The sequence below is a fragment of the Actinoallomurus sp. NPDC052274 genome (assembly GCF_040679475.1).
Classification (GTDB): domain Bacteria; phylum Actinomycetota; class Actinomycetes; order Streptosporangiales; family Streptosporangiaceae; genus Actinoallomurus; species Actinoallomurus liliacearum.
Genome location: NZ_JBFAUT010000088.1, coordinates 1 through 26,928, shown reverse-complemented (window position 1 = coordinate 26,928; position 26,928 = coordinate 1). Strand labels below are relative to the sequence as shown.

21 protein-coding genes and 2 pseudogenes are annotated in these 26,928 nt (G+C 72.3%); 18 read left to right on the top strand and 5 right to left on the bottom strand.

What is annotated here, in order from left to right; all coding sequences use genetic code 11:
- The 16 genes from AB0K82_RS41360 to AB0K82_RS41285 all read left to right on the top strand — a co-directional run.
- Positions 1-629: hypothetical protein (locus AB0K82_RS41360; protein WP_364408238.1), on the top strand; the 629-nt coding region annotated here is incomplete at its 5' end.
- Positions 626-2,650 carry a penicillin-binding protein 2 gene (locus tag AB0K82_RS41355; RefSeq protein WP_364408235.1) on the top strand — a complete coding sequence of 675 codons (2,025 nt, stop codon included), beginning with the start codon at positions 626-628 and terminating at the stop codon, positions 2,648-2,650. The genes AB0K82_RS41360 and AB0K82_RS41355, both read left to right, overlap by 4 nt.
- Before the next feature lie 47 nt (positions 2,651-2,697).
- A complete protein-coding gene (locus AB0K82_RS41350; RefSeq protein WP_364408247.1) occupies positions 2,698-4,230 on the top strand; it encodes a UDP-N-acetylmuramoyl-L-alanyl-D-glutamate--2,6-diaminopimelate ligase in 1,533 nt (510 codons plus the stop codon).
- Positions 4,231-4,293: 63 nt separating this feature from the next.
- Positions 4,294-5,691 carry a UDP-N-acetylmuramoyl-tripeptide--D-alanyl-D-alanine ligase gene (gene murF, locus AB0K82_RS41345; RefSeq protein ID WP_364408232.1) on the top strand — a complete coding sequence of 466 codons (1,398 nt, stop codon included), beginning with the start codon at positions 4,294-4,296 and terminating at the stop codon, positions 5,689-5,691.
- A complete protein-coding gene (mraY, locus tag AB0K82_RS41340; RefSeq protein ID WP_364408229.1) occupies positions 5,688-6,746 on the top strand; it encodes a phospho-N-acetylmuramoyl-pentapeptide-transferase in 1,059 nt (352 codons plus the stop codon). The genes murF and mraY overlap by 4 nt, the downstream gene beginning before the upstream one ends.
- A complete protein-coding gene (murD, locus tag AB0K82_RS41335; protein WP_364408227.1) occupies positions 6,731-8,137 on the top strand; it encodes a UDP-N-acetylmuramoyl-L-alanine--D-glutamate ligase in 1,407 nt (468 codons plus the stop codon). Before mraY ends, murD begins: the two co-directional genes overlap by 16 nt.
- A 48-nt stretch (positions 8,138-8,185) precedes the next feature.
- Positions 8,186-9,436, top strand: a complete 1,251-nt coding sequence (gene ftsW / locus AB0K82_RS41330) for a putative lipid II flippase FtsW (protein ID WP_364408244.1) — start codon at positions 8,186-8,188, stop codon at positions 9,434-9,436.
- Positions 9,437-9,485: 49 nt separating this feature from the next.
- Complete coding sequence (murG, locus tag AB0K82_RS41325) at positions 9,486-10,577, top strand: undecaprenyldiphospho-muramoylpentapeptide beta-N-acetylglucosaminyltransferase (RefSeq protein WP_364408224.1); 1,092 nt, start codon at positions 9,486-9,488, stop codon at positions 10,575-10,577.
- Between the two features lie 235 nt (positions 10,578-10,812).
- Positions 10,813-12,210 carry a UDP-N-acetylmuramate--L-alanine ligase gene (gene murC, locus AB0K82_RS41320; protein ID WP_364408221.1) on the top strand — a complete coding sequence of 466 codons (1,398 nt, stop codon included), beginning with the start codon at positions 10,813-10,815 and terminating at the stop codon, positions 12,208-12,210.
- A gap of 71 nt (positions 12,211-12,281) precedes the next feature.
- Positions 12,282-13,058 carry an FtsQ-type POTRA domain-containing protein gene (locus AB0K82_RS41315; RefSeq protein ID WP_364408241.1) on the top strand — a complete coding sequence of 259 codons (777 nt, stop codon included), beginning with the start codon at positions 12,282-12,284 and terminating at the stop codon, positions 13,056-13,058.
- Between the two features lie 464 nt (positions 13,059-13,522).
- Positions 13,523-14,956 (top strand): cell division protein FtsZ, encoded by a 1,434-nt coding sequence (gene ftsZ / locus AB0K82_RS41310; RefSeq protein WP_364408218.1) that lies wholly within the window; start codon positions 13,523-13,525, stop codon positions 14,954-14,956.
- A 30-nt stretch (positions 14,957-14,986) separates the two neighbouring features.
- Positions 14,987-15,685 (top strand): YggS family pyridoxal phosphate-dependent enzyme, encoded by a 699-nt coding sequence (locus AB0K82_RS41305; RefSeq protein ID WP_364408217.1) that lies wholly within the window; start codon positions 14,987-14,989, stop codon positions 15,683-15,685.
- A 101-nt stretch (positions 15,686-15,786) separates the two neighbouring features.
- On the top strand, positions 15,787-16,305 hold the full coding sequence (gene sepF, locus AB0K82_RS41300; protein ID WP_345363866.1) for a cell division protein SepF: 519 nt from the start codon (positions 15,787-15,789) through the stop codon (positions 16,303-16,305).
- Positions 16,306-16,326: 21 nt separating this feature from the next.
- A complete protein-coding gene (locus AB0K82_RS41295) occupies positions 16,327-16,608 on the top strand; it encodes a YggT family protein (protein ID WP_252783080.1) in 282 nt (93 codons plus the stop codon).
- Between the two features lie 50 nt (positions 16,609-16,658).
- Positions 16,659-17,600: a DivIVA domain-containing protein gene (locus AB0K82_RS41290; protein WP_364408213.1), complete on the top strand. Its 942-nt coding sequence runs from the start codon at positions 16,659-16,661 to the stop codon at positions 17,598-17,600.
- A gap of 135 nt (positions 17,601-17,735) precedes the next feature.
- Positions 17,736-19,484: a hypothetical protein gene (locus AB0K82_RS41285; protein WP_364408210.1), complete on the top strand. Its 1,749-nt coding sequence runs from the start codon at positions 17,736-17,738 to the stop codon at positions 19,482-19,484.
- Between the two features lie 286 nt (positions 19,485-19,770).
- Here AB0K82_RS41285 and AB0K82_RS41280 read toward each other — a convergent pair whose 3' ends face one another.
- The 4 genes from AB0K82_RS41280 to ileS form a co-directional block, all read right to left on the bottom strand.
- Positions 19,771-20,127 carry a hypothetical protein gene (locus AB0K82_RS41280; protein WP_364408207.1) on the bottom strand — a complete coding sequence of 119 codons (357 nt, stop codon included), beginning with the start codon at positions 20,125-20,127 and terminating at the stop codon, positions 19,771-19,773.
- Between the two features lie 143 nt (positions 20,128-20,270).
- Positions 20,271-20,420: a MerR family DNA-binding transcriptional regulator gene (locus AB0K82_RS41275; RefSeq protein WP_364408204.1), complete on the bottom strand. Its 150-nt coding sequence runs from the start codon at positions 20,418-20,420 to the stop codon at positions 20,271-20,273.
- Between the two features lie 341 nt (positions 20,421-20,761).
- A complete protein-coding gene (locus AB0K82_RS41270) occupies positions 20,762-21,517 on the bottom strand; it encodes a DUF1707 domain-containing protein (RefSeq protein WP_364408201.1) in 756 nt (251 codons plus the stop codon).
- A 488-nt stretch (positions 21,518-22,005) separates the two neighbouring features.
- Entirely contained in the window at positions 22,006-25,197 is a 3,192-nt protein-coding gene (gene ileS, locus AB0K82_RS41265; RefSeq protein ID WP_364408198.1) for an isoleucine--tRNA ligase, read from the bottom strand.
- Between the two features lie 658 nt (positions 25,198-25,855).
- Between ileS and AB0K82_RS41260 the strand changes: the two genes are divergently transcribed.
- Positions 25,856-26,218 (top strand): TraR/DksA C4-type zinc finger protein, encoded by a 363-nt coding sequence (locus AB0K82_RS41260; RefSeq protein WP_289848248.1) that lies wholly within the window; start codon positions 25,856-25,858, stop codon positions 26,216-26,218.
- A pseudogene (locus tag AB0K82_RS41255) lies at positions 26,182-26,631 on the top strand (signal peptidase II); the annotation flags it as partial. The gene AB0K82_RS41260 and the pseudogene AB0K82_RS41255, both read left to right, overlap by 37 nt.
- Before the next feature lie 186 nt (positions 26,632-26,817).
- On the opposite strand, the pseudogene AB0K82_RS41250 reads toward AB0K82_RS41255, so the two are convergent.
- Positions 26,818-26,928, bottom strand: a pseudogene (locus tag AB0K82_RS41250) (DUF5996 family protein); the annotation flags it as partial.

The window sequence follows — 26,928 nt, the reverse complement described above, 5'->3', positions numbered from 1 at the left end:
AGCGGACGGGCGCGACGACGACCCGGACGCCGGCGTCCGGGACCGCGACGCGGACGCGCACCGCGCCGACCCGGACGACGCCGACCCGGACCGGGACCGCGACGCGGGCACCCCGGCGGCCCGCGCCGCCGCGCGCCCGCGCGCCCTTCGTCCTGCTCGTCGTCGGGCTGCTCGGCGGCGCGCTCGTCAGCCTCCTGCTGCTCAACACCGTCCTCGCCCAGGACGCCTTCACGCTCAGCGAGCTGCAGCGCGACAACCGGCAACTGGCCGAGCGCAAGCAGGCGCTGCAGGCCGACATCGCCCGGGAGAACGACCCGGCGGTGCTGCACCAGAAGGCCCGCAGCCTCGGCATGGTCGACCCGCGCGGCGCCGCCTTCATCGACGCGCACACGGGACGGGTGACCGAGGTCGGCGCCCCGCCGCAGGGCGTGTCCGACGAGGCCGTGGCCGCCGCCGCGGCCGGGGCCGTCACCGGCGCGCCCGGCGTGCTCGTGCCACCGGCGGACGACCCGGCGCCGCGCCAGAACGCGCAGGGCAAGAACCAGCAGAACACCCAGACCAAGCAGACCGCGCCGAACACGCCGAACACCCAGAAGGCCGCTCCGCGGCAGGGAGGCGGCACGCGGTGACCTCCCGGCGTGGTCGCGGGCCGGCCGCCCCCTCCCCGCCCGGCGGCCCGCGCCGCACGAGTGGTCCGGGGCAGGCCGGTCGCGGCCAGAGCACCCGTGGCCAGACCGGCCGGGGCCAGAGCGGTCGCGGTCAGGGCTCTGCCGCGCGTTCGGGCGTCCGGGGGGCCGGCGGCGCCGAGCGGGCCGCCCGGCGCGGCCGGGACACCCGCCCGTCCACCGCGCCGCGGCGACGGCCACGGGCGCTGCTGCGGCGTCGCATCGTCCGGCGCGACCCGATCAAACGCCTGAACGTCGGCCTGCTGCTGGTGGCGTTCGTGCTGTCGCTGTTCGCCGGGCGCCTCGTCCAGCTCCAGGGCCTGGAGTCCAAGGGGTACGCCGAGGCGGCGATCCGCCAGCGGCTCAACCGGATCCCCCTGCCCGCCGTCCGCGGCGCGATCACGTTCGCGCAGGGCCAGCCCCTCGCCATGACCGTCGACGCCCGGGTGATCTACGCCGACCCCTCGCTGATCCAGCAGTACGAGCAGAAGAACCACACGAACATCCGGAACAAGATCGCGACGACGCTCGCGTCGATGTTCGGGCTCGACCCGGCGACGCTGCTGAAGAAGCTGACCCCCCGGTCGAAGATGGACCGCTACCGGGAGCTGATCCACCACGTGGAGCCGGACCGCGCCCGCATGGTGACCGCGATGAACTTCACCGGCATCGGCACGCAGCAGGAGTACCGCAGGATCTACCCCGGCGGCTCCCTGGCCGCGAACGTCGTGGGTTTCGTCAACGCCGCGGGCGACGGGGCCGCGGGCCTGGAGTCCAGCACGAACAAGCTGCTCAAGGGCCGCAGTGGCTGGCAGAAGGTCGAGGTCAGCGAGAAGGGCCAGCGGATCCCCATGGGGGAGGACCAGCAGCTCAAGCCGATCCCCGGCAAGGGGCTGCGGCTGACCCTCGACCAGGACATCCAGTGGAAGGCGCAGGACGCGATCGCCAAGCAGGTCAAGGCGACCAAGGCGCAGAGCGGCAGCGTCATCGTCATGGATCCCCGCTCGGGCCAGGTCCTGGCGATGGCGACGGCGCCGACCTTCGACCCGGCGAACTACGGCAAGTACCCCGAGAGCGACTGGGGCAACCGGGTGGTCCAGGACGACTTCGAACCCGGCAGCACCAGCAAGGTGGTCACCGCCGCGGCGGCGCTGGAGGCCGGTCACGTCACGCCGGACACGGTGTTCGACGTGCCGGACCACATCACGAAGTACGACCGGACGTTCCACGACTCCGAGACGCACCCGACCGAGCCCCTCACCTTCGCGGGCGTGCTCGCCAAGTCGAGCAACGTCGGCACCATCATGGCCAGCGACAAGCTGACGGACGCGCAGCTCTACCAGTACATGCGGGCCTTCGGATACGGCCAGGAGACCGGCGTCGGCCTGCCGGGGGAGGACGCCGGCTCGCTCAAGCCGCCGAACCAGTGGTGGGGAACCGACCGTTACCCCCTCGCGTTCGGACAGTCGGTCTCGGTCAACGCGCTGCAGGTCGCCAGCGTCTACGCCACGATCGCCAATCACGGGGTCCGCGTGACCCCCAGCCTGATCGCCGGCACCACCGACGACCACGGCAACCTCACTCCGGCGGCCAAGCCGGCCCAGCGCCGCGTGATCACCAGCACCACCGCCGCCGAGCTCACCAAGATGCTCGAAGGGGTCATCTCCAAGGACGGCACCGCGCCCGCCGCACAGATCCCCGGCTACCGCGTCGCGGGCAAGACCGGCACCGCGCAGCGCGTCAACCCCAGGACCGGGAACTACGAGAACGGAGGCTACACCGCGACGTTCGTCGGCTTCGCCCCCGCCGAGAACCCGCAGCTCGTCGTCGAGGTCGTGCTGCAGAAGCCGCAGAACGGCTACTACGGTGGTGAGGTGGCCGCCCCGGTCTTCAAGGACGTGATGAGCTTCGCGCTGCAGAGCCGGCGCGTCCCGCCGAGCTCGGGCCGGTCACAGAAGATCCGTATCTCCCCAGACCAGCGGTGACCGGCGGTACCCTCTCCGCCGTGTCCAACAGACCCGATCCCGATCTCATGCGACCCAAGACCGTCCCCGCCCGCCCGCTGTCCGGGCTGGTCTCACTCCTCGGCCTGACCGACGGGGGTGAGCCGGTGCCGGGGATGGTCACCGGTGTGACGCACGACTCCCGGAAGGTTCGCCCGGGGGACCTGTACGCCGCGCTGCCGGGCAGCCGCTTCCACGGCGCCGTGTTCGCGGCGCAGGCCGCCGACGCGGGCGCCACCGGGATCCTCACGGACCGGGAGGGTCGCATCCGGGCCGAGAAGTCGGGGCTGCCGGTGCTCGTCGTGGACGACCCGCGCGCCGTGCTCGGCCGGGTGGCGTCCTGGGTGTACGGCGACCCGGCGCGCGACCTGACCCTGCTGGGCGTCACCGGCACCAGCGGCAAGTCCACCACGACGTTCCTGCTGGAGGCGGGCCTGCGGGCCGCCGGGCACGAGACGGGCCTGGTCGGCGGGATCGAGATCCGCGTCGGCGGCGAGGTGCTGCCGAGCGCGCTGACCACCCCGGAGGCCACCGACCTGCACGGCCTGTTCGCGCTGATGCGCGAGCGCGGCGTGACCGCGGCGGCCATGGAGGTCTCCAGCCACGCGCTGGACTTCGGCCGGGTGGGCGGCGCCTGGTACGAGGTCGCCGTGTTCACGAACCTGTCGCAGGACCACCTCGATCATCACCCGACGATGGAGGACTACTTCGCCGCGAAGGCGCGGCTGTTCACCCCCGAGTACAGCCGGATCGGCGTCGTCAACGTGGACGACGACTGGGGCCGGCGGCTGACCCGGACCGCGGGCATCCCCATCACGACGTTCTCCGCGGCCGGCGACGCCGACGCGGACTGGCGGGCGGCCGACGTACGCCTGCGTCCGGACGGCAGCGACTTCCGGGTGGTGGGCCCGGGCGGGGTGGAGGCCGACGCGCGGGTGCCGCTGCCCGGCCCGTTCAACGTCGCCAACGCGCTCGGCGCGATCGTGGCGCTGGTCGAGTCGGGGATCTCCCTGCAGACCGCGGTGCGCGGCGTCGGTGACCTGCCGGGGGTGCCCGGACGGCTGGAGCGCGTCGACGAGGGCCAGGAGTTCGCCGCGCTCGTCGACTACGCGCACAAGCCCGGCGCCGTCCAGGCCGTCCTGGAGACCCTCAGGCCGCTCGTCGCCGACGACGGACGCCTGATCATCGTGCTCGGCTGCGGCGGCGACCGCGACACCGGCAAACGTCCTGTCATGGGAGAACTCGCCGCGCGCCTGGCCGACGTGGCGGTCTTCACCAACGACAACCCGCGCTCCGAGGACCCCTGGGCCGTCCTCACCGCTATGGTCGAGGGGATACTCACCGTGCCGGAGAGCGAGCGCGCGCACGTGATCGTGGAGCCCGACCGGGCCGCGGCGATCGCTCTGGCGGCCGGCCGGGCACGGCGCGGCGACGTCGTCGTCGTCGCCGGCAAAGGTCATGAACAGGGGCAGTATGTCGGCGGTGCGGTCCTCCCCTTCGACGACCGCGAGGTCATGCGGCGCGTCCTGCGCGAACGCCGGGAGCGACGCGATGACCGGTGAACGCGTGGCACGCGGCGTGCCGTCGCACCGACCGACCATTCGGACTTCCGGCAAGGAGCAGACTTGATCCCACTCTCGCTCGCGAGGATCGCGGAGATCACCCGGGGCAGGATGGACGGTGCGTCCCCTGAGACGGTCGTGAGCGGACCCGTCGTCATCGACTCGCGGCAGGCCGGGCTCGGCGCGCTGTTCGTCGCGTTCCGCGGCGAGCACGCGGACGGGCACGACTTCGCCGCCCAGGCGGTCGAGGCCGGCGCGGCGGCGGTGCTCGCCGAGCGGCCGGTCGGCGTTCCCGCGATCGTCGTCGACGACGTCCTGACCGCCCTCGGCGCGCTCGCCCGCGCGGTGGTCGACCGGCTGCCCGAGACGACCGTGATCGGCGTCACCGGGTCGGCGGGCAAGACCTCGACCAAGGACCTCCTCGCGCGGCTCACGGGCCGGCTCGGACCGGCCGTGGCCCCGCCCGGGTCGTTCAACAACGAGATCGGCCACCCGCTCACGGTGCTGCGCGCCGACGAGGGCACGCGCTACCTCGTGCTGGAGATGGGCGCCCGCGGACTCGGGCACATCGCCCACCTCGCACGCGTCGCGCGCCCCGACATCGGCGTCGTGCTGAACGTCGGCAGCGCCCACATCGGGGAGTTCGGCAGCCGAGAGGTCGTCGCGAAGGCCAAGGGCGAGCTGGTGGAGGCGGTGCCCCCGCACGGCGTGGCCGTGCTCAACGCCGACGACCCCCTCGTACGGGCGATGGCGGCCCGCACCCCGGCACGGATCACGCTGTTCGGGCGGGCGCCGGAGGCGGACGTGCGGGCCGAGGACGAGTCCCTCGACGACGCCGGCCGGCCGCGCTTCACCCTGGTCACCCCGACGGGGTCGGCCGCGGTCGCGCTCCGGCTGTACGGCGCGCACACGGTGAGCAACGCGCTCGCCGCGGCGGCGGTCGCCCACGAGCTCGGGATGCCGGCCGCCGACATCGCCGAGGTGCTGTCGGAGGCGACGCCGGCCAGCCGCTGGAGGATGGAGGTCACCGAACGCCCCGACGGCGTGACCGTGATCAACGACGCGTACAACGCCAACCCCGAGTCGGTACGCTCGGCGCTCGACACCCTGGTCCACATGGCCCGTGGCCGGCGGGCCTTCGCCGTGCTCGGCGAAATGGCGGAGCTGGGTGCGACGACGGTGAGTGAACACGAGAGGATCGGTACCCACGCGGCGCGGGGCGGCCTGACGGGTCTGATCGCCGTCGGCGAGACCGCCGCGTCCGTGCTGAAGGGTGCTGGACAAGTCGGGTCATGGACGGGAGAAGGCGTGCGGGTCGAGGATGCCGACGCGGCGGTGGCCGCGCTGGGCGAGAGACTGCGGCCGGGTGACGTCGTGCTCGTGAAGGGCTCACGCGTCGCCGGGCTGGAGAAGGTCGCCCAGGCAGTGCTGGAGATGTCCGAAGGGGGGCACGAGGCGTGAGGACCATTCTGGTCGCGTCGGCCCTCTCCCTGATCATCGGGCTGCTCGGCACGCCGGTGTGGATCCGTGTCGTCCGCCGTCTCGGGTACGGCCAGATGATCCGCGAGGAGGGGCCCGAGGCGCACCTCAGCAAGCGGGGCACGCCGACGATGGGCGGCACCGTGTTCATCATCGGGTCGCTGATCGCGTACTTCATCGCCCACGTGGTGACGGGCACGCAGCCGACGGTGTCCGGGGCGCTGGTGCTGTTCCTGATGACCGGTCTGGGCATGGTCGGGTTCGTCGACGACTACATCAAGGTCTTCAAGCAGCGCAGCCTGGGCCTGCGCAGCGGCGCCAAGATGATCGGAATCATCATCGTCGGCGTGGTCTTCGCCCTGCTGTCCCTGCGCTTCCCGAACGCCTACGGCGCCAGGCCGGCCACGGTGCACCTGTCGTTCCTGCGCGACTTCGGCCCGCCGATCGGCCCGTACCTCTTCGTGATCTGGGCGCTGCTGATGATCGCGGGCACGTCCAACGCGGTGAACCTCACCGACGGCCTCGACGGCCTCGCGGGCGGTGCGGTCGGCACGGTGCTCGGGGCGTACGTCCTCATCGGCAACTGGCAGCTGCGCAACAGCTGCTTCTACGTCGGCCTGGGCCCGACCTGTTACACGGTCCGAGATCCGCTCGACCTGGCCGTCGTCGCGGCGGCCGTCCTGGGCGCCCTCGTCGGCTTCCTGTGGTGGAACGCCCCACCGGCCCGCATCTTCATGGGCGACACCGGCTCGCTCGGCCTCGGCGGCGTGATCGTCGGCCTGGCCGTGATGACCCGCACCGAGCTGCTGTTCATCATCCTCGGCGGGCTGCCGGTCCTGATCACCCTGTCGGTGATCATCCAGGTCGGGTCGTTCAAGCTCACCCGAAAACGGGTCTTCAAGATGGCGCCGCTGCAGCACCACTTCGAGCTGTCCGGCTGGGCCGAGACGACGATCGTGGTGCGCTTCTGGCTGATCTCCCTGCTGTGCGTGGCGGCGGGCCTGTCGCTGTTCTACATTGAATGGGTGCCGAGCTGATGACCGCCTGGAAGGGCCTGCGGGTGTGCGTGGCGGGTGCCGGCCTGTCCGGCCGCGCCGCCGCCCGCGTCCTGGCCGCCCGCGGCGCCGACGTCACGCTCGTCGACGCGCGGGACGACGAGTCGCTGCGGGCCAAGGTCGCCGTGCCCGGCGTCACCGTGCGCCTCGGCGACGGCGAGAGCCTGCCGCCGGGCACCGAGCTGGTCGTCACCTCGCCCGGCTGGCGCCCCACCGCTCCGCTGCCGCGGGCCGCCGCCGAGGCCGGCGTCGAGGTCATCGGCGAGGTCGAGCTCGCCTGGCGGCTGCGCGGGCCGGACGCGCCCCCGTGGCTGGCCATCACCGGCACCGACGGCAAGACCACGGTCGTGCGGATGCTGGCCCGGATGCTCGAGGCGGCCGGACACAGGACGGTCGCGGTCGGCAACGTCGGCACTCCGATCGTCGAGGTGGTCGCCGGCGGCGACGGCGCGGCCCCCGAGCCGTACGACGTGCTGGCCGTCGAGCTGTCCAGCTTCCAGCTGCACTGGTCCAGCTCGATCCGGCCGCTCGCCGCGACCGTCCTCAACGTCGCGCCCGACCACATCGACTGGCACGGCTCCTTCGAGGAGTACGCCGCGGCCAAGGGCAAGATCTTCGCGCCCGGCACGCTCGCGGTGGTCAACGCCGACGACGAGTGGTCCGTACGCCTCGCGGAGGGCGCCGAGCGATCCGTCGGCTTCACGCTCGGCGTGCCCAGCCCCGGCAGGCTCGGCGTCGTCGAGGAGCTCCTCGTCGACCGGGCGTTCACCGGCGACCCGGTGCGCGAGGCGGTCGAGCTGGCCGAGCTGACGGACGTCCGGCCGTTCGCGCCGCACAACGTCGCCAACGCACTCGCCGCCGCCGCGCTGGCCCGCGCGTTCGACGTGCCGCCGGAGGCGGTACGGGAGGGCCTGCACCGGTTCCGGCCCGACCCGCACCGGATCGAGCACGTCGCCACGGTCGCCGACGTGGACTACGTCAACGATTCCAAGGCCACCAACCCGCACGCGGCGGCCGCCTCCCTGGCGGCCTTCCGCTCGATCGTCTGGATCGCCGGTGGGCTCCTCAAGGGCGCCGACGTGGAGGAGCTCGTGCGCTCCTGCGCCGACCGGCTGCGCGGAGTCGTCCTGATGGGCGCGGACCGGGCGCGGATCGCCGAGGCACTTGCGCGACACGCCCCGGATGTCCCGGTCGTGGACGTCGCCGACACCGACACTGGTGCCATGGACCGCGTCGTGACCGAGGCGGCCCGGCTGGCCCGGCCCGGGGACACCGTGCTGCTGGCCCCCGTGGGGGCCTCCATGGACATGTTCACCGGGTATCCGGCGCGAGGAGAGGCGTTCGCGGCGGCCGTGGGCCGGCTCGCCGAGTGAGCCCCGCGTCCGCGGGCGCCGTGTGAAGGGGAGGAGCCGACCGTGAGCGTGGCCTACGCCGACGAGGAGGAGCCGCGGTCGGGGCCGCGGGCCTGGGCGTCCGGGGTCGCCGGCCTGCTCGACCGGCCGCTCACCTCCTACTACCTGGTGCTCGGCAGCTCGCTGCTGCTGCTGGCCCTCGGCATGGTCATGGTCCTGTCGGCCTCGAGCATCCGCCAGTACCAGAACACCGGGTCGGCGTTCACCCTCTTCGAGAAGCAGGCGCTGTGGGTCGGCATCGGGCTGCCGCTGATGTGGATCGCCGCCAGGCTCCCGCCCAAGACGTTCCGCACGGCGGCCTACCCGCTGATGCTGCTGTCGGCGCTGGCCCTCATCGTCGCGCTCACCCCCGGCCTCGGACAGAGCGCCAACGGCGCGCAGCGCTGGATCAGCTTCGGCGGACCGTTCCAGCTCCAGCCCTCCGAGCCGGCCAAGCTGGCCCTCGTGCTGTGGGGCGCCGACCTGCTGGCCCGCAAGGAGAAGCTGCGCCAGCTCACCGACTGGCGGCAGCTCCTGATCCCGCTGCTGCCGGGCACGGGCGTCATCGTGCTGCTCATCATGATGGGCAGCGACCTCGGGACGACCATCGTGCTGCTCATCATCTTCCTGTCCCTGCTGTGGGTCGTCGGCGCCCCGGGTCGCCTCTTCGTCGGCATGGCGGGCGTGACGAGCGTCCTGGTCGCCATCCTCATCCTCGTCGAGCCGTACCGCCTCGCGCGGCTCACCGGCTTCCTCGACCAGTCCGGCAACCAGATGACCACCAACTACCAGGGGCTCCAGGGGCTGTACGCCATCGCCTCGGGCGGCGTGCTCGGCACGGGGCTCGGCGAGGGCCGGGCGAAGTGGAACTACCTGCCCCACCCCGAGACCGACTTCATCTTCGCCATCATCGGCGAGGAGCTCGGCCTGATCGGCACGCTCGTCGTGCTCGGACTGTTCGGCGTGCTCGCGTACGCCGGCCTGCGGGTCGCCCGGCGCGTCAAGGACCCGTTCATGCGGCTCGCCGCGTCCGGAGCGACCGCCTGGCTGATCGGTCAGGCCATCATCAACATCGGCGCGGTGATCGGCGTCCTGCCCATTACGGGCATCCCGCTGCCGCTGGTGTCGTACGGTGGGTCCGCCCTCATCCCGACCTTGTTCGTGCTGGGCATGCTGCTGTCGTTCGCCAAACGCGAGCCCGGCGCCCGGCAGGCCCTCGCCGCACGTGGTCCGGGACCGGCCCTGATGGCTCTAAGCTGGCTGGGCCTGGCAAAGCGCTGAGGGTGTTGAGCCGGTGACGGAGCGAGTCGATTTGAGCAGGAGCGCGAGCATGAGGGTTGTCCTGGCCGGTGGCGGCACAGCCGGACATATCGAACCCGCCCTGGCCCTCGCCGACGCGTTGCGCCGGGAGGACCCCGGCGTACAGGTGACCTGTCTGGGCACCGAGCGGGGCCTGGAGTCCCGCATCGTGCCCCAGCGAGGCTACGAGCTCGCCATGATCCCGCCGGTCCCGCTGCCGCGGACGCTGACGCCCCGGCTGCTGACCGTGCCCGGCCGGCTCGCGGGCGCGATCAACGCCGCGGCGGCCATCCTGGACCGCACGCAGGCCGACGTGCTCGTCGGCTTCGGCGGCTACGTCGCCACCCCCGGTTACCTCGCCGCGCGCCGCCGCAAGATCCCCATCGTCGTGCACGAGGCGAACCCGCGGCCGGGCCTGGCCAACCGCCTCGGCGCCCGCTTCACCGACAACGTCGCGGTGGCGGCGCCCGACACCCCGCTGCCGCACGCCGAGGTCGTCGGCATCCCGCTGCGCCGCGAGATCTCCACCCTGGACCGGCTCGGCATGGGCGACAAGGCGCGGGCCCACTTCGGCCTGCGCTCGGACCTGCCGACGCTGCTGGTGTTCGGCGGCTCGCAGGGCGCCCGCTCGCTGAACCGCGCGGTCGGCGAGGCCGTCCCGCAGCTGCGGCAGGCCGGCATCCAGATCCTGCACATCGTCGGCCCGAAGAACCTCGCCGAGCCGGAGTTCACCCCCGACGATCCGGCGTACATCATGCTGCCGTACTGCGACCGGATGGACCTCGCGTACGCCGCGGCCGACTTCGCCATGTGCCGGGCCGGCGCCATCACGTGCGCCGAGCTGACCGCCGTCGGGCTGCCCGCGGCGTACGTCCCGCTGCCCATCGGCAACGGCGAGCAACGGCTCAACGCCGAGCCGATCGTCCGGGGCGGCGGCGGCCTCCTCATCGAGGACGGCGAGCTCACCGCCGACTGGATCCGGGCGAACGTCCTCCCCATCCTCGGCGACGCCGAGCGGGTCGCGATCATGTCCGAGGCCGCCGCGCGCATGGGCCGCCGGGACGCCGACCTCGCCCTGGCCCGCCTCGTCGCCCGCGTCGTCGCCCAAGGACCCGCAGCGTGAGTGAGCCGAAGGGGCGCGACGCCGTCTGGACTGAGGAGCGGCGGGAGCGTGAGCGGGCGCGCGTCGTCTGGACTGAGGAGCGCAGGGAGCGCAGCGACCGGAGCGACGAGGGAAGACGGCGCGCCCCGCGCCCGCGAACCGCGCTCGCGGCAGCGAGCGCAATCGGGCACGGCGACCAGAGCGACGAGGGAAGACGGCGTCTGAGGGCGCCCCGGAGGCGAACGGGATACACAGCATGAGCCTCGTCACACCGGTTGAGATCGTGCCCGCCGACCGGCTGGGCAAGGTGCACTTCGTCGGAGTCGGCGGAGCGGGCATGTCCGGGATCGCGCGCATCATGCTCGGGCGCGGCATCCCGGTCTCCGGCAGCGACGCCAAGGACTCCGACCTGCTGCGCGAGCTGCGTGAGCTCGGCGCGACGACGCACGTCGGGCACGCCGCGGAGCACGTCGGCGACGCCGCGACGGTCGTCGTCTCCACCGCGATCCGCGAGACCAACCCGGAGCTGGCCGCCGCCCGCGAGCGCGGCCTGCGGGTCCTGCACCGCGCGGCGGCGCTGGCGTCGCTGATGGCGGGCCGCCGCGCCGTCGCCGTGGCCGGCACGCACGGCAAGACCACGACCACCTCGATGCTGACCGTGGCCCTGCAGCACGCCGGGGCCGACCCGTCCTACTGCATCGGCGGCCAGCTCGTCACCACCGGCCTGGGCGCCGGTGAGGGGTCCGGCGACCTGTTCGTCGCGGAGGCGGACGAGAGCGACGGGTCGTTCCTGATGTTCACGCCGCACGCCGCGATCGTCACCAACGTCGAGGCCGATCACCTGGACAACTACGGCGGCTTCGAGAAGGTCAAGGAGACCTTCGCCGACTTCGTCGGACGGATCGAGGCGGGCGGTCTGCTGATCGTCTGCGCCGACGACCCGGGAGCGCGGGCGCTGGGCGAGGCGGGCACGCGGCGCGGGCTCACCGTCCGCACGTACGGTGAGGAGCCCGAGGCCGACTACCGCATCGAGGGCTTCACGCCGCGCGGGCTGGGCTCGCGGTTCACCGTGGCGGGCCGGGAGCTCACGCTGGCCGTTCCCGGCCGGCACAACGCGCAGAACGCCGCCGCCGCGTACGCCGTGGCCGTCGAGCTGGGCGTCGACGCCGCCGCGGTCGCCGAGGGCCTGGCCGGGTTCGGCGGAGCCCGGCGCCGGCTCGAGCCGAAGGGCGAGGTCGGCGGCGTCAAGGTGTTCGACAGCTACGCCCACCACCCGACCGAGCTCGCCGCCGACCTGCGGGCCACCCGCGACTACGTCGAGGAGCTCGGCGGCGGCCGCATCGTCGCGGTCTTCCAGCCGCACCTGTTCAGCCGCACCAGGTTCTTCGCCGCCGAGTTCGGCGCCGCGCTGGGGCTCGCCGACGAGGCGGTCGTCCTCGACGTCTACCCGGCGCGTGAGGACCCGATTCCCGGCGTGACGGGCGAGCTGGTCGCCAAGGCGGTCCCGCACGGCCGGGTGACGTACGAGCCCGACGAAAGCGCGGTGGCCGGGCGTGTCGCGGCCATGGCCGTCCCCGGGGACGTCATCATCACGATGGGCGCCGGCGACGTGACCAGGCTCGGCCCGGAGATCCTCCGGCTGCTCGGCGGCTGAGCGGCCGGCTCATCCGGGTCTACTCCCGCTCGATGGCGCGGGCGCCGCGGAGCGAGTGAGGAGGCGTGACGATGGACGCGGAGGACGTTCCGGGGGCCGTGGGCACGGGTTTCGACACGCCGGGACCGGGCGAGGACGCGCCGGACCGGCCGCAGCGGCCCGCCCGCCGTCGTCCCAACCGATGGAAGGTCCTGTTCGTCGGGCTCTTCGTGGCGGGCGTGCTCGGCACGGCCACGTGGGTCCTCCTGGGATCGCGGCTGCTCGTCGTCCGGCGGATCGACGTCACGGGGGAGCGGCTCGTCTCCCGCGAGGAGGTGCTCGCCGCGGCGCGGGTGCACCTCGGGGAGCCCCTGGCCCGGCTCGACACCGGCGTCGTCCGCGACCGGGTGGAGGCGGTGCAGGCGGTGGAGACCGCCCGCGTCGAACGCCGGTGGCCGACCACGGTCCGCATCGTCGTACGGGAGCGCACGCCGATCGTCGTCGCCCAGCACGACAACCGGTACCTCCAGATCGACCGGTTCGGCGTGACCGTCGTCGCGTCCGCCGCCCGGCCGCGCGGGCTCCCGGTGCTGGATGTGGCGAACCCCACGCAGAGCGATCCCGCGCTGCGGAGCGGGCTGTCCGTCGTCCGTGCCCTGCCCTCGTGGCTGGGCCGTCAGGTGGTCGGCGTGGACGTCCCGTCAACCGAGGCGGTGAGCCTGCGGCTGGCGGACGGCGTCACCGTCGTGTGGGGCGCCGCGGAGCGCGGACCGGAGAAGCTCCGGCTGCTGCACGGTCTGCTGGACCGGTCGCCGCGCGGGGTCAGGACGATCGACGTCAGCTCCCCGGAGGTCGTCACCACCAGGTAGCCGTAACGATGGATCGCGCGCATCCGGGATCGGCCTCCGCCGGGACGGGGCCGTCCACCGGGCCGTCCATCGGACCGGCCGAGGCGGTCGCTCCGGAGACGCGGATTCGCCCGGGCCGGATGGGCTGAATGGGCGCCGCCGGCCCCCACCGGCGCCTTCGAGTAGCGAACGATCCTCGGTCGCGGGACACTTGTCCTCGCGCGGCGGGTGGGAACGGCGCGCACCGGATCGGATGAATTGGGATGACTGGGGTGTCGCGCGACACGCCGGTGTGCTCAGGGCCGGGTTAGTTGACCCTGCAGTGGGGCGCCCCTACTGTCCGTATCAGCCCTAGGTTGACATAACTGTAAGTCTCAACTTGAGGGTGAGGGTTCCGGCCCAACAAAGTACGTGAATTCAGTAAGAAACACCGGAGCGGCGGCACGCCGGCCGGTTCGATAGAGCGAGCGGAAGGGCCCCTCGTCGTGGCAGCACCGCAGAATTACCTGGCGGTCATCAAGGTCGTCGGCATCGGCGGCGGCGGCGTCAACGCCGTCAACCGGATGATCGAAGAGGGGCTCAAGGGTGTCGAGTTCATCGCGATCAACACGGATGCCCAGGCGCTGCTGATGAGCGACGCCGACGTCAAGCTCGACGTCGGCCGTGAACTGACCCGTGGTCTGGGCGCGGGCGCCAATCCCGATGTCGGGCGCAAGGCGGCCGAGGACCACCGTGAGGAGATCGAGGAGGTCCTCAAGGGGGCCGACATGGTCTTCGTCACGGCCGGAGAGGGCGGCGGCACCGGCACCGGCGGCGCTCCGGTGGTGGCCAACATCGCCCGTTCCCTGGGCGCCCTGACGATCGGCGTGGTCACCCGCCCCTTCAGCTTCGAGGGCAAGCGGCGCGCGATGCAGGCCGAGGCCGGCATAGAGACGCTCCGCGACGAGGTCGACACGCTCATCGTCATCCCGAACGATCGGCTGCTGTCGATCTCCGACCGCCAGGTGAGCGTGCTGGACGCGTTCAAGGCGGCCGACCAGGTGCTCCTCTCCGGTGTTCAGGGCATCACGGACCTGATCACCACGCCGGGTCTGATCAACCTCGACTTCGCCGACGTCAAGTCGGTGATGTCCGGGGCCGGCTCCGCGCTCATGGGCATCGGCTCCGCCCGCGGCGACGACCGGTCGGTCGCCGCCGCCGAGATGGCGATCTCCAGCCCGCTGCTGGAGGCCAGCATCGACGGCGCCCACGGCGTCCTGCTGTCGATCTCCGGCGGCTCCGACCTCGGCCTCTTCGAGATCAACGAGGCGGCGCAGCTCGTGTCCAACGCGGCCGCGCCCGACGCGAACATCATCTTCGGCGCGGTCATCGACGACGCGCTGGGCGACGAGGTCCGGGTGACCGTGATCGCCGCGGGCTTCGACGAGATCCGGCCGCAGAACGCCCCGGCGCCGCAGGCGGAGCCGAAGCGGCTGACACCGCCCCGCCCGGCCGTGGCGACCCCGCCCGTGACGCCGCCCCGCCCGGTGACCCCGCCCGCGGCGCCGCCGCCCGCGCCGCCGCGGGTCGCCGCCGTCCCGCCGCCGGCGCCCGCTCCCGCGCAGCACCGGGAGCCGGGCCCGTCCTCGGCGGCCGGAGTGGCCAAGCCGGCGGAGGCGAAGCACGACCCGCCGAAGGCCGACCCGCCCAAGCACGCCGACACCAAGCCCGAGCCGGTGGCCGAGAAGCCGGCGGAGAGCACGACGGACGGCGGAGCGACGCCGCCGCGTCCGGCCTCCGGCGAGACAGCGGTCCGCCCTAAGGTGCCGCGGCCGGCCTCCGAGCCGACCGCGGCGCGCCTCGGCACCGACCCGGTCCGCCGCCGCCCCGTCGTCTTCGACGAGGACGACGACCTGGACGTCCCGGACTTCCTCAAGTAACGATGCTCAGCCGGTGAAGCACGACCAGTGATGTCCAGCCGCGAAGAACAACTGACCGCGAACCTCGCGGCCGTCCGTGAGCGTGTCGCCAAGGCGTGCGCCGCGGCCGGCCGCTCCGCCGACGAGGTCACCGTGATCGCGGTGACGAAGACCTTCCCCGCCTCGGACGTGCGCCTGCTGGCGGGGCTCGGCGTCACCGACGTCGCGGAGAACCGCGACCAGGAGGCGTCCGTCAAGGCCGCCGAGTGCCGCGACCTGCCGCTGCGGTGGCACTTCGTCGGGCAGTTGCAGACCAACAAGGTTCGCTCGGTGGCCTCCTACTCCGACGTCGTGCACTCGGTCGACCGGGAGCGCCTCGTGACGGCACTGTCGCGCGCGGCCACCCAGGCGGAGCGGTCCCTGCGCTGTCTCGTCCAGGTGGCGCTCGACGACGCCGAGGGCCGGGGCGGCGTCCGGCCCGGCGGAGTGCCGGCGCTGGCCGACGCGATCGCCGCCGCGCCCGGCCTCACGCTCGGAGGCGTCATGGCGGTCGCGCCCCTGGGCGGCGATCCCGCCGCGGCCTTCGGCCGGCTGGCGGAGGTCGCCGCCGCGCTACGCGCCGCTCACCCCGGCGCGACCATGATTTCTGCCGGAATGAGCGGGGATCTGGAAGAAGCGGTCGCGTGTGGTGCGACACACGTCCGAGTCGGTACGGCGTTGCTCGGAGGACGACGGGCAATCGTCAGGTAATGTCCCCACCGTGGACCTTGGCGTCCGCGCTTAAACGTAACGATCGGCGAGCGGAAGCTTCCCGCAGGGATTCTCCTGTCGGCGGACGACGGAGGGGGCGTATGGCCAGCGCGATGCGCAAGATGGCGGTCTACCTCGGCCTCGTGGAGGACGACCGCTACGACGACGATTACGATGATTACGACGTCTACGACGACGAGGCCGTCGAGCGGCGTCGGCTCGAGCGCGGTTCCGACGAATCCGCCGGGCAGCCTACCGGAGTCCAGGCGCCCGCCGAGGAGGAGCAGAAGCCGTTCGGGCCGGAGCGGCGCCCCCCAGTTGGGGAGTCAGCGGTGTCCGACCTCGCTCGTATCACTACGCTTCACCCCAGGACCTACAACGAGGCCCGCACGATCGGAGAGCACTTCCGGGAGGGCACCCCGGTGATCATGAACCTCACCGAGATGGTCGACAGCGACGCGAAGCGTCTCGTCGACTTCGCGGCTGGTCTCATATTCGGCCTGCACGGAAGCATCGAGCGTGTTACGAACAAGGTGTTCCTGTTGTCCCCAGCCAACGTCGAGGTGACCGCCGAGGACAAGGCCCGTATGGCAGAACGAGGGTTCTTCAATCAGAGCTGACAGCCACAAGCGAGAGTGTTCGTGAATCTTGGAAATTACCTGAGCATCCCGCTGTACCTCTTCCTGCTCTTCCTCATCGGCAGGATGGTCTTCGAGACGCTTCAGGCGTTCGCCCGGTCGTGGCGGCCCCGAGGGGTGGTGCTGGTGCTGGCGGAGGCCACATACACCGTCACCGACCCACCTCTCAAGCTCCTACGCCGTTTCATCCCGTCCGTCCGGCTGGGTAACGTTGCACTCGACCTGAGCTTCACGGTTCTCTTCTTCGTGGTCTGGTTCTTGATCATCATTGTCCAGCCGCTCTGATCGGGTACCGTCCGTTCGGGGACAGACTCCAAGCGCGCCAAGGAGACCAGATGCCGCTGACACCCGCGGATGTGCGGAACAAGCAGTTCAGTACAACCCGGCTCCGGCCGGGCTACGACGAAGAGGAGGTCGACGCGTTCCTCGATGAGGTCGAGGCAGAGCTCGACCGGCTCATCCAGGAGAACGAGGAGCTGCGCGCCAAGCTGGCCGAGTGCCTTCGTGGCAAGGTGCCGGCGATGGCCGCTCCGATCGTCGAACCCAAACCGGAGATCACGCATCTGCCCGAGCCGCCCAAGCCGCCGGAGCCGAAGCCCGAGCACGACCCGATGATGGGCGGTCTCGGACTGCCTCCCGCCCCGCAGGCGCCTCCACCTCCGCCGCCGCCGATGGCCACGCCCGGCGAGGACAACATGGACACGGCCGCCCGGGTGCTCGCCCTGGCCCAGCAGACCGCCGACCAGGCGATCGCCGACGCCCGCCGCGAGGCCGACGAGACGCTGGGGCGTGCCCGGCGTGAGGCCGAGGAGATCCTCGGCAAGGCCCGCCGGCAGTCCGAGCAGATCGTCAGCGAGGCCCGCGCCCGCGCCGAGTCGCTCGAGCGGGACGCGCAGGAGCGGCACCGCCAGGCCATGGGCTCCCTCGTCCAGCAGCGCGAGGAGCTCGAGCGCATGGTCGAGGACCTGAACCTCTTCGAGCGCGAGTACCGCAGCCGCCTCAAGGCCTACCTCGAGGGTCAGCTGCGCGAGCTGGAGGCCGGCAGCCACGCCGGGCCGTTCGGCGGACCGGGCAACACGGGTCCCCAGCCGGCTCAGCCCGCCGTCGCCCCGCCGCCGCCGCACGTCGAGGCGCCGCGCAACGGCCAGCCGGGCATCGGCCCGGGCAACACCGGAGCGAACCCCTTCCCGCAGCCGCCGCAGGCCGAGCCGCAGCACGCTCAGCACGGTGCCACCGGGAGCTTCCACACCGCCGACAACCCGCACGACCGGCGCTGAGCACGGCCACGCGGTTCCGGACCGACGGTCATGTCCGAAACCAAGTGGTAGCGGGTTGGAGGCGGCCGAACCGACCGAAGTTGCGCTAGCGTTGCTGCGCACCTCCGGTACGACGGTTGGTAGAGGGAGACCTGTGTGATCATCCTGAGTGGCGTGCTCGTCGTCCTGGCGATCGCTCTTCTTGTGACGGGCATCGTCACGGGCAACACCGGGCATGAGATTCTCGGTCTTGACGGGCTGAAGCTGATCTACGTGTCGATCGGCGTCAGCATCGTTTCCGCCCTCTTCCTCGCCGTCGGGGTGTTCCTCCGGCGCAAGGAACTCTTCGGCACCACCGTGGCCCCGGCGAACGCCAAGGCGTCCGCCGGCCGGACGACCGCCAGGCCGGTCAAGGCCAAGGCACGGGTCGGAGCGGGAGATGACGCGGCGATCGTTCCGGCGACGTCGGCCTCCGCGACCGATGTGCCCGCCGAGACCACCGTCTACGTGGTCCCGGGCCGTAAGCGCTACCACCTGGAGACCTGCCGTCAGCTCGCGGGCCGCGACAAGGAGGAGCTCACCTTCGTCGAGGCGCGGGAGGAGGGCTTCACGCCCTGCACCGCCTGCCTGCCCGACACGGCGCTCGCCGCGCGTGCCGCCCTCACCGAGACGGTCGAGGAGCGACCGGCCGACACCGGCACGGTCGCCGACACCAGGCCGCAGAGCGCGGCTCTGGAGCCCATTGAGGTCACCCGGACCGACATTCCGGTCACCCGAGACCTCCCCGTCGCCAAGCGGCCGTCCAAGGAGCGCGACGCCCTCACGGGCGGCCCGGCCACCACCGGCGGAACCGAGGCGACACAGCAGCCTGAGACGGACGTCCGCGACACGGAGTCCACCACGGCCGAGCCGGCCGACGCCGAGCACACGACCGCCGACGCTCCCGAGGAGTCACTCGCCGAGCGCTCGAGGCGGCACGGCCGGTCGCTGTTCGAGCCCCTGGACCGTACGGACGCCGACGCCGACGCCGACGAGACGGCCGACGCCGCCGCGGCAGCCGCGAAGACCGACACCGGCGCACCGGACGCCGGGCACCGCGACGACGAGCCCACGACGGCCCGCTCCGCGGACGAGCCCGAGACCGCTGAGCCCCAGGACGAGACCGCCGAGACCGCGGAGGCGGCGACGACGCGGGAAGCGGCCCTTCCCGAGACCGCGGACCGCAACACCGCAGAGCCCGAGAGCGCAGAGCCCGAGAGCGCAGCGGACGAGGCCACAGAGCCGGAGGCCGGCGAAGAGGCCACCGCGGCCGAGGCCACGGACCTCCAGGACTCCGCTCACCCGGACACCGGGACGGACGACGCCACGACGCCCGAGCCCACGGCCGAGACCCAGGAGTCCGAGTCCGCCCCGTCCGATGAGCACGGCGAGCAGGCCGAGGAGCCCGCCGCGGAGGAGCCCGCAGCCGAGGAGGCCGCGAGCGAGGAGGCCGCGGCCGACCCGGCTCCGCCGGAGCCCGCCGAGGCCGAGGACGTCGAGCCCGACGCCGCCGAGGACGCCGAGCAGTCGCCGGAGCCCGCCGCCGAGACCGCGCAGACCGACGAGTCCGCCGACGCCGACGAGGCCGACAAGCGTGACGAAGCCGAGAAGACCGCGACGAGCGACGAGACGGCGAAGGCCACGCCCGCGGACGGCTCGGAGGACTCGGAGGACTCCGACGACGCCGGAGCCGCGAGCAGCCCGACCGTGCGCATCCTGAGCGGAACCAAGCGGTACCACCGGTCGGACTGCGCGCTGATCGAGGACATCGCCGACGACGCCGACGACCTGGAGAGCCTGTCACGGGCGGCGGCCCGGGAGCGCGGCTGCACCCCCTGCCTGGTCTGCCAGCCGGACGACGACTGATCCCCGCAGCCGCACGGTGGCGGCCTAGTCCGCGGTGATCACTGGCGGATGCTGCTGCTAGAACGCAGTGGACGCCTGTGATCACATCGCGGAGGCCGACTCGGTCGGCCGACACGGTGCAGGATCCAGGACGGCGGCTCAGCGGGCTCGCCGGCGCGGGCGCAGCTCCCGCTGCTGCTCACGGAGGTCCTGTCGCGCGACAGCGCCGGGGTGCGGTTGGGCGAGTCGGCGGGGTTGCCAACGGAGGGGACACGCTGACGCCCTCAGGGGCGGCGATGGACGTCGGTCAGTGTTGCCTGGCAGGTCGCGGGTCGGCGCCCGCGTCGAGTGCGTCGGCCAGCCAGGCGTACAGAGCGGCGCGAGGGAACGATGGCTGCCGGCCCTGCATCATCGCCAGCAGTCGACGGTAGTGCTCCAGGCGCTCGTCGATGCCCGCGTCCAGGCGGGCCCTGAGGCGGTCACGGACGGCTGTTCGGCGCTCGGGGCGGGGATCGCCGAGCAGGCGATCGACGACCTCGGCTGCTCGGGGTGAGCCCGGCTCGACGCCTTCGCGCACCGCCGCGCCGATGGTGCGGTCGAGGTTCTGGGCGAACAGACGGTGCCTGTCCGGCTGTGAACTCTGCCCGGCGCCGCCGGTCGTCACGCGACCGCCGGTGCTCTGCGGCGCGGCGCGCCACCTGCTGGAACTCCGGATCCTGCATCATCTCGGACAGTTCCAGCGTCCCGCACCCGGTGGCCGCCTCGCGCAGGGTGGCCACCAACTCCAGCCGGGCCAGGCCGGCCGGGTCATAGAGTCGGTGGCCGCCCGCGCGGCGCGGTGGCCTCGGGAACGACCCCGGTCTCCGACCAGTACTGGATGGTCCGTACTGGCAGTCCGGTCCGGCGGGCGAGGTCACCGATGGTCAGCAGCGAGACAGCTGCGTGCGTGCCGTCCACGGCTTAGAGTCTGCGACCTCCAGCCGCTGGAGATGCAAGACGCTCACCTGGAGCTCGGACCCGACCTCGGTGTGGTCTCCGGCGAGCGGACCAAATGCTCGGTGAAGCCGCCGGAAGCGGGTCTCGTATCGGGACGAAGCGCCGACAGTTCGGTGCTTCGCCGAGCCTTGTGCCTTCGAGAGCGAGGCCGAGCCGTCGGTTTCAGGGCCCTGCCCCTCTTGGTCTCGAACGGCCCGATCGGTCATCGGCCCGTCAACGGCGAAAGCGGCAACCTCGTCTATCGAGATCACTGGCGGACGCTGGCACTGGAACGCGGTAGACGCCAATGATCATGGCGCGGCTCAGCGGGCTCGCCGGTGCCGGCGCAGCTCCCGTTGCTGCTCCCGGAACTCCCGGTGCACCGCGCGCTGCTTCTCCCGGAACTCCCGGTGCAGGCTCCGCTGCCGTGCGTGGAAGTCACCGCCCTCGACCGTCGTGGGCTCGGCGCCCTCGCCGACGTTCAGCCGTTTGACGTCGATCCCGCCGAGCAACGCCATGCCCGTGAGCCGGATCACCGGAGCGTCCGGGCCCACCGTGTCATCGGACGGCAGTGAGCAGCCGCCCATCACGGAGGTCACGGAGTTCACCACGCGAACACCGGGCGGCACGGTGATGGACACGCCGCCCATGATGGTCGTGATGTTGATGGTGACCTCGCGCTGGGCGAGCACGGCCTGGCGGAGGTCGAGCTCGACGCCGCCGAGCACGGCCACCACGTTGGTGTGCGGCTCGACCAGCCAGCGGCCCTTGCGCTCGGCGCCGCCCAGGATGGCGACCAGGTTCGGCGAGCCCGCCTGCGGCGCCGGCAGGTCGTCGCGCACCACCTGAGGGGTCGCGGGCATGGGGCCGCCGGCCCCCGGGAGATCGGCGACGATCGGTGCCAGTTCGGCGTACGTCTTCGCCTGATAGACGACGTCGAGGCGCTCGGCGTGCTCCTCCGCGGTGAGCCGACCCTCGGCGAGGGCCTCGCGCAGCCGGTCCGCGATCCGGTCACGGTCGGCGTCCGAGGCGCGCATCAGGCTCGGGTCCACCTCAACGGGCTTGTCGGGTACGTCCACGCCAGCATCATTCCGCACCGGCCCGGCGGAGGCCAGACGTGGCCGCCCGTACCGGCGCGGACGGAGATGAACGGTCGTCGCCCGTATGGGTCTGGACGAGGCCGGCCGCGTTGGCTCTGCGGATAACGACGAGCATGTCGGCTTCGGCCCGCCGAGGCCCCCGCTCAAGAGAACGTCCTCGCCGGCACCGGTTCCGGAGTCGTGGCGGCGGCACGGCCCGACGCGGTGGCTCGGGCCGGGGGAGCGGGGTCGAACCGGTGGTGGCCCTACCCGCTCGGGCGGGGGGCTTAGACGCGCTCGTTCGCGCCGGCTTGAGACGGGGTGGTGAGTGGTCGCCTGTGCCGGCTTGGAGGAGGTCGGCCGCGTTGGCTTGGGCAGGGGTGGTGAGTGGTCGCCTGTGTCGGCTTGGAGGTCCCGGCGCGTTCGGGACCGCCGTCCGTTCCGTGGTGGGCGGGGCGGCGGTCCCGGAGCGACGACCGGGGAGCCGGTCAGGCGGATCGGCGCAGCCAGAAGGTCAGCCGCAGTTCCTCGTCCCGGAAGGCCGGCAGGTCCGAGTCGGGCTCGCTGTCCTGCCAGGTGTTGGCGAGCACCTCGCCGGCCACCTCGTCGCCGTGCTCGCGCAGCGTGGCGGCGAGTTCGGCGTCGCTCGTCCGCCACCACAGGTCGATCCGGTCGGAGATGTCCAGGCCGCTGTTCTTGCGGGCCTCCTGGACGAGCCGGATGACCTCGCGGGCGAGCCCGGCGCGGCGCAGCTCCGGCGTGACGGTCAGGTCGAGCGCGACCGTCTCCCCGGCGGCGCTCTCCACCGCCCACCCGCTGCGCGGCCGCTCGGTGACGATCACCTCGTCGGGCGTCAGGTCCACCTTCCCGACCTCGCCCGCGTCGACGGTCACCGTGCCGGAGTCGCGCAGGCCGTGGACGAGGCCGGCCGGGTCGGCCGAGGTGACGGCCGCCGCGACCTTCGGCGTCTGCTTGCCGAAGCGCTTGCCGAGCTCGCGGAAGTTCGGCTTGACCTGGTACTCGACGAGCTCGCCGCCGATCGAGGCCAGCGTGTCGAAGCCCTGGACGTTGAGCTCGTCGGCGATCTGGGCGCGCAGCTCGTCCGGGAGCGACGCCCAGCCCGCGGCGCCGACCAGCGCGCGGCCGAGCGGCTGGCGGGTGCGGACGCCCGACGCGGCACGGGCGGACCGGCCGAGCTCCACGAGACGCCGGACGAGCGCCATCCGGGCGGACAGCTCCGGGTCGAGGAGCGTCTCGTCCACCTCCGGCCAGGTGGCCAGGTGCACCGAGTCCGCGTCTCCGTCGCGCCGCAGGACGTCCCACACGTAGTCGGTGACGAACGGCGAGATCGGCGCCATCAGTCGCGTCAGCGTCTCCAGGCACTCGTACAGGGTGGCGAACGCCGCGGCGTTCTCACCGGCTCCGTCCTGCTCCGGTCCCTCCCAGAAGCGGCGCCGGGAGCGGCGGACGTACCAGTTCGACAGGTCGTCGATGAAGTCGGCGAGACGACGCCCGGCGGCGGCCGTGTCGAAGCTTTCGAGGGCGGTGTCCACCTCGCGGATCGTGCGGTGCAGCTCGGCCAGCACCCACCGGTCCAGCAGCGGCCGGTCGGCGTACGCGGGGGCGGGCGCACCCGGCGTCCAGTCCGCGGCGTTGGCGTACAGCGCGAAGAACGACGCGGTGTTCCAGTAGGTGAGGAGGATCTTGCGGACGATCTCCTCGAGCGAGGCGTCGCCGACCCGGCGGGCCGCCCACGGCTGACCGCCCGCGGCCATGTACCAGCGCAGGGCGTCGGCGCCGTGCTTGTCCATGAGCGGGATCGGCTCGAGGACGTTGCCGAGGTGCTTGCTCATCTTCCGGCCGTCCTCGGCGAGGATGTGGCCGAGGCAGACGACGTTCTCGTACGACGAGCGGTCGAAGACCAGCGTGCCGACGGCCATCAGCGAGTAGAACCAGCCGCGGGTCTGGTCGATGGCCTCGCAGATGTACTGCGCCGGGTAGGACGCCTCGAAGACCTCCTGCCGCCGGTGCGGCGCGCCCCACTGGGCGAACGGCATGGAGCCGGAGTCGTACCAGGCGTCGATCACGTCCGGGACGCGGCGGGCCTCCTTGCCGCACTCCGGGCAGGCGAAGGCGACGTCGTCGACGTACGGGCGGTGCGGGTCGAGCGCGCTCAGGTCCTGCCCGGCCAGCTCACCCAGCTCCTTGAGAGAACCGACGCACGTGGCGTGGTCGTCCTCACACAGCCAGATCGGCAGCGGGGTGCCCCAGTAGCGGCTGCGCGACAGCGACCAGTCGACGTTGTTCCGCAGCCACTCGCCGTACCGGCCCTCCTTGATCGTGGCCGGGAACCAGTTGGTGCCCTCGTTCTCCGCCAGGAGCCGGTCCTTGATGGCGGTGGTCCTGATGTACCAGGCGGGCAGCGCGTAGTAGAGCAGCGGCGTGTGGCACCGCCAGCAGTGCGGGTAGCTGTGCTCGTACCGTTCGACGCGGAAGAGCAGGTTGCGTTCGCGCAGGTTCTCGACGAGCCGCGCGTCGGCGTCCTTGAAGAAGGTCCCGCCCACGAGCGGCACCGACGGTTCGAACCGGCCGTCCGGGTTGACGGGGTTGACGACGGGCATGCCGGCCGCCCGGCAGGTCGCGAAGTCGTCGGCGCCGAAGGCGGGGGCCAGGTGCACCAGGCCGGTGCCGTCCTCGGTCGTGACGAACTCGGCGCCCAGCACCCGGTGCGCGTCGGGGATCTCGACGAGGTCGAAGGGCCGGCGGTACGGCGTGCCGACCATGTCGGCGCCCTGGACGCGGGACAGGATGTGCCAGCCCTCGCCGAGGACGCGGGCGAAGAGCGGCTCGGCGACCACGACGCGGCCCGGTTCGCCGGACCGGGCGGCGACGACGTACGTCACGTCCGGATGCACGGCGACGGCGGTGTTGGACACCAGCGTCCAGGGGGTGGTCGTCCAGATGAGGAGGTCGGCGCCCTCGAGCGGTCCCTCGCTGATCGGGAACCGGACCGTCACCGACGGGTCGGTGACCGTCTCGTACCCGCCCGGCTGGCCGAGCTCGTGGTCGGACAGCGGGGTGCCGCAGCGCGGGCAGTACGGGCTGATGCGGTGGTCACGGACGAGCAGGCCCTTGTCGAAGACGACCTTGAGGGACCACCAGACCGCCTCGACGTACTCGGGGTCCATCGTCCGGTAGGCCTGGGCGAGGTCGACCCAGTAGCCCATGCGCTCGGTCATCGCCTCGAAGGCGTCGACGTGGCGCAGCACGGACTCACGGCAGCGGGCGTTGAACTCCGCGACGCCGTACGACTCGATGTCGCGCTTGCCAGAGATGCCGAGCTCTTTCTCCACGGCCACCTCGACGGGCAGGCCGTGGCAGTCCCAGCCGGCCTTGCGGCGGACGCTGTAGCCCTTCATCGTCTTGAACCGCGGGAACAGGTCCTTGAACACGCGCGCCTCGACGTGGTGCACGCCGGGCATGCCGTTCGCGGTCGGCGGCCCTTCGTAGAAGACCCACTGCGGCCCGGCCTCGGTCTGCTCCAGGGACCGCTGGAAGACCTTGCCCTGCCGCCACCGGGTGAGGACCTCGCGCTCCAGCGCGGGAAGGTCGACCTGAGTGGGAAGGGTACGCAGCCTGCCGCGCCCGCTCTCGGGCGTGACCTGCGGCTCGTCGGGCATTCGGGTGCACCTCCGGCGTCACAACACAGCACGTGGACCGGAGGGACGAGGCGGTGAGCCCCGCGGTACCACCCTCCTTGGCCGCTCCGGGAAACCGGGGAGCGACCCGCTCATTGCGGTCGGCTGCCGGATCTACTGGGCCTGACGGCCGTTCTGCCGGCGGCTACGGGGTGATCAGACCACCGCGCCCACCCCCGGACTCGCACCGTCTCCGGGTCGCTCATGGTTGCGTACGGCGGCAGGTGTCCCCTTCAACGCCTTGCCGATAGCGACGATAACGCACGGGGGCGGGTGACTTCTTCCCGAATACGGAGCGGAGGCGGGCACGAGGAGGTTTCGGGCGGCCTCGGGGGGTCAAGGGCGGGCAATGACACGCCAGGGCGGAGCGACGCGATGGCGGCGTAATGGGCGATATGCGGAGTGTGACAATCCCTGGTCATTTGCCGTCCGGCGAACCGCGACCTATGCTGCCCGCACTGCCGGAAAACAAGATCAGCGCGAGGGGGCCCATATGGACGGTACCACTGGTGCGGAAGATAAGAATCGCACAGCCGAGGCACCCCGTACATCGCGCACCGCGCCGCGACGCCGGTCGGCCAAGGCTCAGCAGGTCTCCACGGCCACCGCGCAACGGCTTCCGGTCCGCGAGGGGGAGGACCTGTGGACCAGCACCGAGCTGTCGGAGGTCCGTGACCGGTTGCAGACGGAGATGGGGGAGCTGACCGCCGAGATCGCGACGGCCGAGTCGCAGATCGCCGAGCGCATCCACGACGCCGCCGAGGGCGCCGGCGACGACCAGGCCGACGCCGGGGCGAAGACGTTCGAGCGTGAGCAGGCGATGGCGCTCACCTACAACGCCCGTGACCTGCTCGCCCAGAACGAACGCGCCATCGTCCGGATCGACCAGGGCACCTACGGCGTGTGCGAGTCGTGCGGGCAGGCGATCGGCAAGGCGCGCCTGCAGGCCTTTCCGCGTGCGACCCTATGTGTGAGATGCAAACAGCGCGAGGAGCGTCGCTGAGCGACGCCATGAACCCAGAAGAAGAAGTCGCGGCACGGCCACGGCGCATCGGCGTGCTCGTCGCCGTCGCGGCGGTCGCCCTCGCCATCGACGTGGTCAGCAAGGTCATCGTCGTGGCGATGCTGCAGGACCACGACCCCATCAGGCTGGCCGGCGGGCTGCTGACCCTGCGGGTGATCCGCAACAGCGGGGCGGCCTTCAGCATCGGCAACGGCATGACGCTCGTCTTCACCGTGATCGCCACCGGGGTCGTCGTGGCGATCCTGCGGTACGCCCGGCGACTGCGCAGCCTGCCGTGGGCCGTCACCCTCGGCCTCCTCCTCGGCGGTGCGCTGGGCAACCTCGCCGATCGGATGCTGCGGTCGCCCGGACCGCTGCGCGGCCACGTCGTGGACTGGATCGAGCTGCCGCACTGGCCCACGTTCAACCTGGCCGACTCGGCGATCGTGTGCGGCGGCGCGCTGGCCGTGCTGCTGGCCTCCCGCGGCCTGCAGGTGGACGGCACCGTCTACCGCGACGGGGACGACAAGGACGACGCCGCGAAGGGCGCCGCCCCGGCGAAGACCGACGCTCCCCACGACGCAGCGCGGGACGCCGCCCCGGCGAAGACCGGCGGCGAGTCGTATCTTGCCCACGACCTGGGCGAACCGGTGAAGCGTTGCTTTCGTCTCCTGCCAGTCGGCCAACGGCATGGCGGGAAACAGCTCCAT

What these genes read in the sequence shown, in the direction of transcription:
- AB0K82_RS41350 (WP_364408247.1), top strand. Translation starts at nt 2,698, where the DNA reads ATGCGACCCAAGACCGTCCCCGCCCGCCCGCTGTCCGGGCTGGTCTCA.
- murD (WP_364408227.1), top strand. Translation starts at nt 6,731, where the DNA reads ATGGGTGCCGAGCTGATGACCGCCTGGAAGGGCCTGCGGGTGTGCGTG.
- murG (WP_364408224.1), top strand. Translation starts at nt 9,486, where the DNA reads ATGAGGGTTGTCCTGGCCGGTGGCGGCACAGCCGGACATATCGAACCC.
- murC (WP_364408221.1), top strand. Translation starts at nt 10,813, where the DNA reads ATGAGCCTCGTCACACCGGTTGAGATCGTGCCCGCCGACCGGCTGGGC.
- AB0K82_RS41315 (WP_364408241.1), top strand. Translation starts at nt 12,282, where the DNA reads ATGGACGCGGAGGACGTTCCGGGGGCCGTGGGCACGGGTTTCGACACG.
- AB0K82_RS41305 (WP_364408217.1), top strand. Translation starts at nt 14,987, where the DNA reads ATGTCCAGCCGCGAAGAACAACTGACCGCGAACCTCGCGGCCGTCCGT.
- sepF (WP_345363866.1), top strand. Translation starts at nt 15,787, where the DNA reads ATGGCCAGCGCGATGCGCAAGATGGCGGTCTACCTCGGCCTCGTGGAG.
- AB0K82_RS41290 (WP_364408213.1), top strand. Translation starts at nt 16,659, where the DNA reads ATGCCGCTGACACCCGCGGATGTGCGGAACAAGCAGTTCAGTACAACC.
- ileS (WP_364408198.1), bottom strand. Translation starts at nt 25,197, where the DNA reads ATGCCCGACGAGCCGCAGGTCACGCCCGAGAGCGGGCGCGGCAGGCTG.